General features: G+C 68.8%; 7 protein-coding genes. 6 read left to right on the top strand and 1 reads right to left on the bottom strand.

The annotated features are described in order from the left end of the window. Nucleotides 1–37 precede the first annotated feature (37 nt). The 3 genes from CEP17_RS11965 to CEP17_RS11975 all read left to right on the top strand — a co-directional run bounded on the left by CEP17_RS11965 (nucleotide 38) and on the right by CEP17_RS11975 (nucleotide 8,252). The gene (locus tag CEP17_RS11965; RefSeq protein ID WP_039413142.1) at nucleotides 38–3,538 is read left to right on the top strand and encodes a DNA-directed RNA polymerase subunit beta; all 3,501 of its coding nucleotides are present in this window, start codon (nucleotides 38–40) and stop codon (nucleotides 3,536–3,538) included. 44 nt (nucleotides 3,539–3,582) lie between these two features. Then, a complete protein-coding gene (gene rpoC / locus CEP17_RS11970) occupies nucleotides 3,583–7,458 on the top strand; it encodes a DNA-directed RNA polymerase subunit beta' (RefSeq protein WP_112932402.1) in 3,876 nt (1,291 codons plus the stop codon). Between the two features lie 179 nt (nucleotides 7,459–7,637). Beyond that, entirely contained in the window at nucleotides 7,638–8,252 is a 615-nt protein-coding gene (locus CEP17_RS11975) for a hypothetical protein (RefSeq protein ID WP_112932403.1), read from the top strand. A 10-nt stretch (nucleotides 8,253–8,262) separates the two neighbouring features. Here CEP17_RS11975 and CEP17_RS11980 read toward each other — a convergent pair whose 3' ends face one another. After that, complete coding sequence (locus tag CEP17_RS11980; RefSeq protein WP_112932966.1) at nucleotides 8,263–8,916, bottom strand: hypothetical protein; 654 nt, start codon at nucleotides 8,914–8,916, stop codon at nucleotides 8,263–8,265. A gap of 127 nt (nucleotides 8,917–9,043) precedes the next feature. On the opposite strand from CEP17_RS11980, the gene CEP17_RS11985 reads away from it, so the two are divergent. Genes CEP17_RS11985 through CEP17_RS11995 form a run of 3 tightly spaced genes read left to right on the top strand, consistent with a single transcriptional unit; the run spans nucleotide 9,044 to nucleotide 11,215 of the window. After that, the gene (locus CEP17_RS11985) at nucleotides 9,044–10,012 is read left to right on the top strand and encodes an ABC transporter (protein ID WP_112932404.1); all 969 of its coding nucleotides are present in this window, start codon (nucleotides 9,044–9,046) and stop codon (nucleotides 10,010–10,012) included. Then, nucleotides 10,012–10,497, top strand: coding sequence for a hypothetical protein (locus tag CEP17_RS11990; protein ID WP_112932405.1), 486 nt, complete (start codon nucleotides 10,012–10,014; stop codon nucleotides 10,495–10,497). Before CEP17_RS11985 ends, CEP17_RS11990 begins: the two co-directional genes overlap by 1 nt. 52 nt (nucleotides 10,498–10,549) lie before the next feature. Continuing rightward, nucleotides 10,550–11,215, top strand: coding sequence for a hypothetical protein (locus CEP17_RS11995; protein ID WP_036320745.1), 666 nt, complete (start codon nucleotides 10,550–10,552; stop codon nucleotides 11,213–11,215). Nucleotides 11,216–11,311: the final 96 nt, after the last annotated feature.

The following is an 11,311-nucleotide window of genomic DNA, read 5'->3' on the forward strand; positions in this document are numbered from 1 at the left end:
AAACCAGCCCCTGCCCGGGCTCATGGAGGTAATCCCCTTGGCTGCTGCGCGCAACGCAACCAATTCCACCACCACCCCCAAGAACGGCCGCGGCGCTTCGCGCCTGTCGTTCGCCAAGATCTCCGACACGCTGACGGTCCCCGACCTTCTCGCGCTGCAGACGGAGTCCTTCGACTGGCTCGTCGGCAACGACGCCTGGAAGGCCCGTGTCGCAGAGGCGAAGGCCGCCGGTCGCACCGATGTGCCCGAGACCAGCGGCCTCGAGGAGATCTTCGAGGAGATCTCGCCCATCGAGGACCTCGGCGAGACGATGCAGCTGAGCTTCACGAACCCCTACCTCGAGCCGGAGAAGTACTCGATCGAGGAGTGCAAGGAGCGCGGCAAGACCTACGCCGCCCCGCTGTACGTCGAGGCCGAGTTCATGAACCACCTCACGGGTGAGATCAAGACGCAGACGGTCTTCATGGGCGACTTCCCCCTGCAGACCGGCAAGGGCACGTTCATCATCAACGGCACCGAGCGCGTCGTCGTCTCGCAGCTGGTGCGTAGCCCCGGTGTCTACTTCGACAAGACGCCCGACAAGACCAGCGACAAGGACATCGTCTCGGCCCGTGTCATCCCCAGCCGCGGCGCCTGGCTCGAGTTCGAGATCGACAAGCGCGACCAGGTCGGCGTGCGCATCGACCGCAAGCGCAAGCAGTCCGTCACCGTGTTCCTGAAGGCGCTCGGTCTGTCCAGTGAGGACATCCTCGCCGAGTTCGCCGGCTACGAGTCGATCGCCGACACGCTGAGCAAGGACACGATCCTCACCAAGGAGGACGCGCTCCGCGACATCTACCGCAAGCTCCGTCCGGGCGAGCAGGTCGCCGCCGAGGCCGCCCGCGCGCTGCTGGACAACTTCTACTTCAACCCGAAGCGCTACGACCTCGCGAAGGTCGGCCGGTACAAGATCAACCAGAAGCTCGGCCTCGACAAGCCGCTGAGCGACTCGGTGCTCACCGTCGACGACATCGTCGCCACGATCAAGTACCTGGTCGCCTTGCACAACGGCGACGCGACCATCCCGGGCGTGCGAGCAGGCCAGCCCGCCGAGATCCGCCTGGACGTCGACGACATCGACAACTTCGGCAACCGTCGCATCCGCGCCGTCGGCGAGCTCATCCAGAACCAGGTCCGCACCGGTCTGTCGCGCATGGAGCGCGTCGTCCGCGAGCGCATGACCACGCAGGACATCGAGGCGATCACGCCGCAGACCCTGATCAACGTCCGTCCCGTCGTGGCGGCGATCAAGGAGTTCTTCGGCACGTCGCAGCTGTCGCAGTTCATGGACCAGAACAACCCGCTCGCGGGTCTGACCCACAAGCGCCGCCTGTCGGCCCTGGGCCCCGGCGGTCTGTCGCGTGAGCGCGCGGGCGTCGAGGTCCGCGACGTCCACCCGTCGCACTACGGCCGCATGTGCCCGATCGAGACGCCGGAAGGCCCGAACATCGGTCTGATCGGCTCGCTCGCCTCCTTCGCCCGCATCAACGCGTTCGGCTTCATCGAGACGCCGTACCGCCGTGTGGTCGACGGCAAGGTCACCGACGAGATCGACTACCTCACGGCATCCGAGGAGAACGACTACATCGTCGCTCAGGCCGGTGTCGAGCTGACCGCCGACGGCAAGTTCGCCAACGAGCGCGTGCTCGCCCGCCGCGGTCAGGGTGGCGAGGTCGACCTCTTCCACGCCGACGAGATCGGCTACATGGACGTCTCGCCGCGCCAGATGGTGTCGGTCGGCACCTCTCTCATCCCGTTCCTCGAGCACGACGACGCCAACCGCGCCCTCATGGGTGCGAACATGCAGCGTCAGGCCGTGCCGCTGCTGCGCAGCGACTCGCCGTTCGTCGGAACCGGCATGGAGGGCTACGCCGCCATCGACGCCGGTGACGTCATCACCGCCGACAAGGCCGGTGTCGTCATGGAGGTCTCCGCCGACGTCGTCACCGTGCAGCTGGACGAAGGCGGCACGAAGGACTACTTCCTGCGCAAGTTCGACCGCTCCAACCAGGGCAACTCCTACAACCAGCGCGTCATCGTCTCGGCGGGCGACCGGGTCGAGGTCGGCGAGGTCATCGCCGACGGCCCCGCCACCGAGAACGGCGAGCTGGCGATCGGAAAGAACCTGCTCGTCGCGTTCATGACGTGGGAGGGCCACAACTTCGAGGACGCCATCATCCTCAGCCAGGACCTCGTCAAGAACGACACCCTCTCCTCGATCCACATCGAGGAGTACGAGGTGGATGCCCGCGACACGAAGCTCGGCAAGGAGGAGATCACCCGCGACCTCCCCAACGTCAGCCCCGACCTGCTGAAGGACCTCGATGAGCGCGGCATCGTCCGCATCGGCGCCGAGGTGCGCCCCGGCGACATCCTCGTCGGCAAGGTCACACCCAAGGGTGAGACCGAGCTGAGCGCCGAGGAGCGCCTGCTGCGCGCGATCTTCAACGAGAAGAGCCGCGAAGTCCGTGACACCTCGCTGAAGGTGCCCCACGGCGAGCAGGGCACGATCATCGCCGTCAAGGAGTTCAACGCCGAGGACGGCGACGACGAGCTCGGCTCGGGCGTCAACCGCCGCGTCGTGGTCTACATCGCCCAGAAGCGCAAGATCACCGAGGGTGACAAGCTCGCCGGCCGCCACGGCAACAAGGGCGTCATCGCGAAGATCCTCCCCGTCGAGGACATGCCGTTCCTCGCGGACGGCACGCCGGTCGACGTCGTGCTCAACCCGCTCGGCATCCCGGGTCGAATGAACTTCGGCCAGGTGCTGGAGACTCACCTCGGGTGGATCGCCAAGCAGGGCTGGAAGGTCGAAGGCACCCCCGAGTGGGCCGTGCACCTGCCGGAGGAGGCCCGCGAGGCCGCTCCCGGCACGAAGGTCGCGACTCCGGTGTTCGACGGTGCGCACGAGGCGGAGATCGCAGGCCTGCTCGACTCGACGCTGCCCAACCGCGACGGCGAGCGTCTCATCGACAGCTCGGGCAAGACGACGCTGTTCGACGGTCGCTCCGGCGAGCCGTTCCCGGCGCCCATCTCGGTCGGCTACATGTACATCCTGAAGCTGCACCACCTCGTGGACGACAAGATCCACGCGCGTTCGACCGGCCCCTACTCGATGATCACCCAGCAGCCGCTCGGTGGTAAGGCGCAGTTCGGCGGCCAGCGCTTCGGTGAGATGGAGGTGTGGGCCCTCGAGGCCTACGGTGCCGCGTACGCGCTCCAGGAGCTCCTGACGATCAAGTCCGACGACATCGTCGGCCGCGTGAAGGTCTACGAGGCCATCGTCAAGGGCGAGAACATCCAGGAGCCCGGCATCCCCGAGTCGTTCAAGGTGCTCATGAAGGAGATGCAGTCGCTCTGCCTGAACGTCGAGGTGCTCTCGGCCGATGGCACGCCCGTCAACCTCCGAGACACGGATGACGAGGCCTTCCGCGCAGCGGAGGAGCTCGGCATCAACATCTCCAGCCGCTTCGAGTCCTCGTCGATCGACGAGATCTGACCCGCGGCCTGATTTCGAAACTTTTCTGAGACACAGGAGAACCAGTGCTCGAGTCCACCACTTTCGATCAGCTTCGTATCGGCCTGGCCACCGCTGACGACATCCGTCGTTGGTCGTTTGGCGAGGTCAAGAAGCCCGAGACCATCAACTACCGCACGCTCAAGCCCGAGAAGGACGGTCTGTTCGGCGAGCAGATCTTCGGCCCCTCGCGCGACTGGGAGTGCGCCTGCGGCAAGTACAAGCGCGTCCGCTTCAAGGGCATCGTCTGCGAGCGCTGCGGCGTCGAGGTCACCAAGAGCTCGGTGCGCCGTGAGCGCATGGGCCACATCGAGCTCGCCGCCCCCGTCACCCACATCTGGTACTTCAAGGGCGTGCCCTCGCGCCTCGGCTACCTGCTCGACATGGCGCCGAAGGACCTCGAGAAGGTCATCTACTTCGCCGCGTACATGGTGATCTCGGTCGACGAGGACGCCCGCCACCGCGACATGCCGACCCACGAGGCGAACCTGCGCCTGGAGATCAAGAACCTCGGCGACCGCCGCGACGCCCGCGTGGCGACGCGTCTGGCCAAGCTGGAGGAGGAGCTCGCGGCCCTCGAGGCCGAGGGTGCCAAGGCCGACCAGAAGAAGAAGGTCAAGGACGCCGCCGAGAAGGAGATGGCGTCCATCCGCAAGAACGCGGACGACCAGGTCGCCAAGCTCGAGCGCATGTGGGACGAGTTCCGCGGTCTCGAGGTCGGTCAGCTCAAGCAGGAGGACGACGTCTTCCACGAGCTGCAGGACCGCTTCGGTCAGTACTTCGAGGCCTACATGGGCGCGGAGTCGATCCAGCGTCGTCTGCAGGCCTTCGACCTGGCCGCCGAGGCCGAGTCGCTGCACCTGCAGATCTCCGAGGGCAAGGGCCAGCGCAAGATCCGCGCGATCAAGCGCCTCAAGGTCGTCAACTCGTTCCTGCAGACGGGCATGAGCCCGGCATCCATGGTCCTCGACGTCGTCCCGGTGATCCCGCCGGAGCTGCGCCCGATGGTCCAGCTCGACGGTGGCCGTTTCGCCACCAGCGACCTGAACGACCTCTACCGTCGCGTGATCAACCGCAACAACCGTCTTCGTCGCCTGATCGACCTCGGCGCCCCCGAGATCATCGTCAACAACGAGAAGCGGATGCTGCAGGAGGCCGTCGACGCGCTGTTCGACAACGGGCGCCGCGGTCGTCCCGTCACCGGTACCGGCAACCGTGCTCTGAAGTCGCTGTCCGACATGCTCAAGGGCAAGCAGGGCCGCTTCCGTCAGAACCTGCTCGGTAAGCGCGTGGACTACTCGGGCCGTTCGGTCATCATCGTCGGCCCGCAGCTCAAGCTCCACCAGTGCGGTCTGCCCAAGCAGATGGCCCTCGAGCTGTTCAAGCCGTTCGTGATCAAGCGCCTGATCGACCTCGGTCACTCGCAGAACATCAAGGCCGCCAAGCGCGCCGTCGAGCGCACCCGTCCCGAGGTCTGGGACGTGCTCGAGGAGATCATCCGCGAGCGTCCGGTGCTGCTCAACCGCGCCCCCACGCTGCACCGCCTCGGCATCCAGGCCTTCGAGCCTCAGCTCGTCGAGGGCAAGGCCATCCAGCTGCACCCGCTCGTGTGCGCGGCGTTCAACGCCGACTTCGACGGTGACCAGATGGCCGTGCACCTGCCGCTGTCGGTCGAGGCTCAGGCCGAGGCCCGCGTGCTCATGCTCGCGTCGAACAACATCCTCAAGCCCTCCGACGGCCGTCCGGTCACCCTGCCTTCGCAGGACATGATCATCGGCCTGCACCACCTGACCACGGTCATCGAGGGCGCCAAGGGCGAGGGCCGGGTGTTCGGCTCGGTCGGCGAGGCCATCCTGGCCAAGGACGAGGGGACCCTCGACCTGCAGGCGAAGGTGCGCATCCGCATCCCCGGTCTGACCTTCCTCGAGGGCGAAGCGCCCGAGGGCTACGAGCGCCACGGTCTCGTGGACGCCTCGCTCGGCCAGGCGATCTTCAACGACACGCTCCCTAAGGGCTACCCGTTCGTTCGCGAGCAGGCCGACAAGGGCAAGCTGTCGCAGATCGTCAACAAGCTGGCCGAGGAGTACCCCAAGGTCGAGGTCGCGGCGTCGCTGGACCGCATCAAGGATGCCGGCTTCTACTGGGCCACGCGTTCGGGTGTCACGGTCGCGCTCAGCGACATCCTGACCCCGCCGAACAAGGGCGAGATCATCGCCAAGTACGAGAAGCAGGCGCAGAAGGTCCAGGGCCAGTTCGAGAAGGGTCTCGTGACCGACGCCGAGCGTCGTCAGGAGCAGATCAAGATCTGGACCGAGGCCACCGACGAGGTGCAGGCCGCGATGAAGGCCAACTTCCCGGCCGACAACACCATCAACCGCATGGTGAGCTCGGGCGCCCGTGGTAACTGGCTGCAGATCCGTAACATCGCCGGTATCCGAGGCCTGGTCAACAACACCAAGGGTGAGATCATGCCCCGCCCGATCATCTCCTCGTACCGCGAGGGGCTGTCGGTCGCGGAGTACTTCACCGCGACGCACGGTGCCCGTAAGGGTCTGGCCGACACGGCTCTGCGTACCGCAGACTCGGGTTACCTGACGCGCCGCCTCGTGGACGTCTCGCAGGACGTCATCATCCGTGAGGACGACTGCGGCACCTCCAAGGGCCTCGAGTTCACGATCGCCGCTCCCGGTGCCGACGGCACCCTCGTGCGCGACGCGAACGTGGAGAACTCCGTGTTCGCCCGCACGCTCGCGGCCGAGGTGGTCGCACCGTCCGGCGAGATCGTCGCCGAGGCCGGAGACGACGTGGGTGACGTGCTCATCGACAAGCTCGTGGCCGCCGGTGTCGAGACCATCAAGGTGCGCTCCGTGCTCACGTGTGACTCGGCCGTCGGTGTCTGCGCAAAGTGCTACGGCCGTTCGCTCGCGACCGGCAAGCTGGTCGACATCGGTGAGGCCGTCGGCATCATCGCCGCCCAGTCGATCGGTGAGCCCGGCACGCAGCTGACGATGCGTACCTTCCACACCGGTGGTTCCGCGTCGGCCGACGACATCACGCAGGGTCTGCCCCGCGTGCAGGAGCTGTTCGAGGCGCGTACCCCCAAGGGTGCGTCCCCGATCGCCGAAGCCGACGGTGTCATCAAGATCGACGAGACCGACAAGGCCAAGAAGGTCATCCTGACGCCCGACAACGGCGACGAGCCGCACGTCTACCCCGTCCTGAAGCGCGCGACGCTCCTGGTCGAGGACGGCCAGCGCGTCACGGTCGGCCAGCCGATCCTGGTGGGCACGCTCGACCCCAAGGAGGTCATGCGCGTCATGGGCGCCCGTGAGGTGCAGAAGTACCTCGTCAACGGCGTGCAGGGCGTCTACCGCTCGCAGGGTGTGCCGATCCACGACAAGCACATCGAGGTCATCGTGCGCCAGATGCTGCGGAAGGTCACCGTGGTCGACCACGCCGACACGACGCTGCTTCCGGGTGAGCTGGTCGACTTCAAGCGCTACCAGCAGATCAACCGCGAGGCCGTCGCCGAGGGCAAGCGCCCGGCGTCGGGTCGTCCGGAGCTGATGGGTATCACGAAGGCGTCGCTCGCGACGGAGTCGTGGCTGTCGGCGGCATCGTTCCAGGAGACCACCCGCGTCCTGACGCAGGCGGCCATGGAGGGTAAGAGCGACCCGCTCGTCGGCCTCAAGGAGAACGTCATCATCGGAAAGCTCATCCCCGCCGGCACCGGCCTTGCGAAGTACCGCAACGTCGTGGTCGAGGCGACGGAGGAGGCCAAGAGCGAGCGGTACCCCAACCGCATCTTCGCCTCGGACGGCGCGTACAGCGACGCCGACCTGAGCTACGTCGACTTCGACAGCTTCTCGACGGACGACTTCACGCCCGGCACCTACAACTGATCGAGGCCAAAGGGCCCCGGGGACACACGTCCCCGGGGCCCTTTCCCATTCCCGCGAGCCGCCACGTTCCGCGCGAGCCGCCATGATCTGGCGCGCCGGAACATGGCGGCTCGGGCAGATCTTGGCGGCTCGCGGGAGGGCGCGGCGGGTGCGTGGGGGCGCGGAGATAGCCTGAGCGCATGGCTCGGGTCGGAGGAAGAAACGCGGCGTTCGCGTGGGTCGTCGGTGTCGCGAGTGCGGCGACCGTCGGCGTGCTGGCGTTCCTCGCGATTCCGATGATCCCGGCATCCGTGTCGTGGCTCGGCGAGGCGGTCGGACGCCCGTCGACCTCGACACCGGCCGCGGACGCGACGGGGGAGGCGGGGCCCATCGGGGGCGCGGCGCCGACCCGCTGCGCCGATCTCTACGACGCGGCTCTGGACGCGACGCTCACCTTCGCGCCCGGGGCTGCCGGGCTGGCGGCATCGTCGGACGCTCCGACCACCACCGCGACGCAGCTGGTCGACGCGCTGCGACCGCAGGTCGTGTTCACGTGTGCATGGCGCGCCGACGCCGGCACCGTGACCACGACGCTCGCGGATGTGCCGACGGATGCCGGGCCCATCGCCGCCGCGGCGCTGCCCGCGGCGGGGTTCACCTGTTCATCGCAGGGCGAGCGCACACGCTGCACGCGCACCGACGGCGACCTGACGGAGACGATCGAAGCCGGTGGGGGCCGGTGGCTGTCGACGAGCGAGCGCGGCTGGCACCCCTCGGACTACGTGAGCCGCATCGCGAAGCGCGTCTGGGGCTGACCGCGCACCGCTACCGCGTCGCCGAGGGGCTGGGTGTCGGCGCCGGCGTTCTCGGCACCGACCCGGCGGGCGGCCAGAGCGCGTCGATGATGGCGTCGGTGTAGCCGGCGGGGGCGAGATTCGAGTACTGGGTGTCGACGATGACACCGTCGCGGTAGAAGAGGGTGCGCCCCTCCTGCACCGGGAGGGTCGCGGACTGCCAGGTCTTCTCGCAGCGGATGCCGCCGTGCGGCTCGTAGCACGTGTAGCCGTCGTTGCCGAGGGCGTAGAGCGCATCGCGTGCCGGCTGGTCGGGGGCGTACCCGATGAGGGTCACGAGGCGAGTGCCGACCGCGCCCGGCTCGCCCCAGACGCACACGCGCGTGCTGTCGCTGCGGATGCCGCCGCCCATCCCGTCGGCGTTCAGCGGCACGCCGTCGAGCTCCTGCAGGACGCTCGCGGTCAGGATGTCGCGGCACCCCTGCGGCAGGTTCGAGGGCAGCGGCGTCGTCGAGGTGGCCGGGCCCATCGGGAACGGCGCGAGCGTCATCACCGGTGTCGGCGCCGCAGACGACGCCCCCGACGTCGCGCTCGTCGTGCCACCGTCGGGAGTGCCGGCGCAGGCTGTCAGCGCGAAAGCCGCGAGCAGCGCGAGCCCGAGGGCGGCGAGTCGGCGTGAGGTCATGGCCTCACGATAAGCGGCGCGCGCGGCACGGGCGTCGAGACACGTCGGCATGCCTCCCCGTCGGCGCGCCGGCCCGGCGTTACGCTCGCTGTGCGGCGGCACACGTCCCGCGTGAGGAGCACACGCCATGAGCGACCCCAAGTACGGCGAACCGATCGAGGAGCACCCTCCGGTCGAGACCACGTCGGTCGACGAGGCCGTCGCGAGTGCCCATGCGGGGCTCGCCGACGCCGAGGCCGCCTCTCGCGAGGCCGCCGTCGATGCGCCCTCGAGGGCGGATGCCGAGGCCGCCGACGCTGTCCACACGTCCGCATCGGCCGCGTCCGAGCAGGCGCCGCAGCCCGTGGTCGCCGAGCCGGCCCGCGCGGAGTCGACGCCCGCCACGCACACGGAACCGGTCTACGGATCCTCCTTCGCCGACGATCCGGTCGACGAGACGTACGTTCCGGGCGCCTATTCGTCTTCTGCGGAGACCGTCGTCGTCGCGGAGCCGGTCGTGCCGGTCGTCCCGGCCGCGGCCCCCGCCCCGCAGCCGATCTTCGTCCAGGCTCCCGAGCCGCCGCGTCTGCGCGGCAACCGCGGCGCCGCGGGCGCGATCGGCCTGCTGGCGACGCTGGCCTTCGGCATCCTGTACCTGGGCGCCGCGCTCGGCCTGCAGGCCATCCGGGGTGAGGTGACGGGTGCCAACGTGGGCACCGCCGCGCTGGCTGCGGTGCAGTCGTGGTGGCTGTGGGTGCCGGTCGTCGTCTTCTTCATCGGCTTCTGGCTGCTCGGCGCCATCATCAACCGCGGACGCTGGGGACACTGGGTCATCTTCGGCCTGCTCGTCGGCGTCGTCGCCTACGCGGGTCACCTCCTCGGCCAGCTCTTCCAGGCGCCGTTCTGGACGCTCACCGCGCGGCAGGGTGCCGACCTCGTTCAGGGGCAGCTGCTCGCCCCGCTCGCGATCGTGGCCTTCGTGCTCGGCCGTGAGCTCACGATCTGGTTCGGCGCGTGGGTGGCGGCACGCGGCAAGCGCGTCACCGAGCTGAACGACGAGGCGCAGCGCGAGTACGAGCGCACGCTCGAGGCGGGCCCGAGGCTGCACCAGAGCTGATGACCGATCCGCGCGGACGCGGTGGCGCAGGCGGACTCGCTCCGCCGGTGGCCACCGCGTTCGCCGTTGCGGGATTCTTCGCCCTGGTCATCGCGGGATTCGGCATGCTCAGCCTGTTCACGGGGGCGGAGGTGCTGGCGGTCTCCGGGCTCGGGCAGCTTCCCGGCATCGTCGGGGGCGCATTCGCCGTCGGCGCGTTCGGGGTGTCGACGTGGTTCGCCCTGCGAGCCGAGCGCACACGATACGGCAGTGCGCTGATCGTGACGGTCGCGACGTTCCTCGCCTACCTCGTCGGTGTACCGGTCGGCGGCGTGCTCTCGGGAGTGGACGCCGCGCGCGTCGTGGCCGCGGTGGGTGGCTTCGCGACCTCGTGGTTCGCCGTCGTGCTGGCCGCCGCAGCTCTGGTGGCGGGATGGGCCGCGATCGCGCTCGTGCGGACCGCCGCCGAGCGGCCGCGCTGGCCGTGGGAGCGCGACGAGGACTGAGCCGTGCGCGCAAATCCGCGCCGATCGGCGCGGATGCCGCCACAATGGAGCCGTGGAGCGGTCGATCGAGACCCAGGTCAGCCAGGCGGTGGACGCCTGGCTGCGCTGGCTGCCGCGCTGGGAGCCCGCCACCCATCGCGGGCGCGTCGCTCCGTGCCGCCGTTGTTTCGGCTCGCCGGTGCTGTCGGCCGCGGGCCTGGGAGCGGATGTTCCGCACGGTGTGCAGCACGGACTCTCCACCCGCATCAAGACGATCGTCGATCACGCGGTGGCCGAGTACACGTCGCGCAATCTCCCCATGCTGCAGGCCGAACTCGAGCAGCAGGCCGCCCGCAACCGGGCGCGCAGCTATCGGCCCGCCGAGGGCCTCGATCCCGAGTTCGAGGGGCTTCCGCTCGACCCGGATCCGGTGCCGGGGGCGCCGTTCCTCTTCACGATCGGCGGGCTCGCGGAGCAGGAGGATGCCGACATCCCCGCGCTGCCACCGCTCAGCGACGATGCGAAGGCGGCCCTGCGCCAAGAGGTCGGCCTCGCCGATGACTACGCGAACATGGTGGGCCGCGAGGTCTGCGCCGTGCTGCTGCACCATCGCCTCCGCATCCAGGCCGCCATCGCGCAGTACGTCGAGCCGCAGATCGCCGCCATGCTCGAGGAGCTCACCCGTTCGCTGGATGCGCCGTTCGAGCCGAACGGCGACCCCGGACTTCCCGAGCTCTGACTCGCTCCGGCTCGCCCCGAGGCGAAGCGGGGCGGAGCGGGCGCCGCGGTGCGGCGAGGTGGCTTTGTTAGCATGGCCGGGTTCCCGACGTCGTCG

Source organism: Microbacterium sp. PM5, assembly GCF_003293595.1.
Lineage (GTDB): Bacteria > Actinomycetota > Actinomycetes > Actinomycetales > Microbacteriaceae > Microbacterium.

Coding starts and splice junctions, on each gene's coding strand:
- CEP17_RS11975 (WP_112932403.1), top strand. CDS start 7,638: ATGGCTCGGGTCGGAGGAAGAAACGCGGCGTTCGCGTGGGTCGTCGGT.
- CEP17_RS11990 (WP_112932405.1), top strand. CDS start 10,012: ATGACCGATCCGCGCGGACGCGGTGGCGCAGGCGGACTCGCTCCGCCG.
- CEP17_RS11980 (WP_112932966.1), bottom strand. CDS start 8,916: ATGACCTCACGCCGACTCGCCGCCCTCGGGCTCGCGCTGCTCGCGGCT.
- CEP17_RS11985 (WP_112932404.1), top strand. CDS start 9,044: ATGAGCGACCCCAAGTACGGCGAACCGATCGAGGAGCACCCTCCGGTC.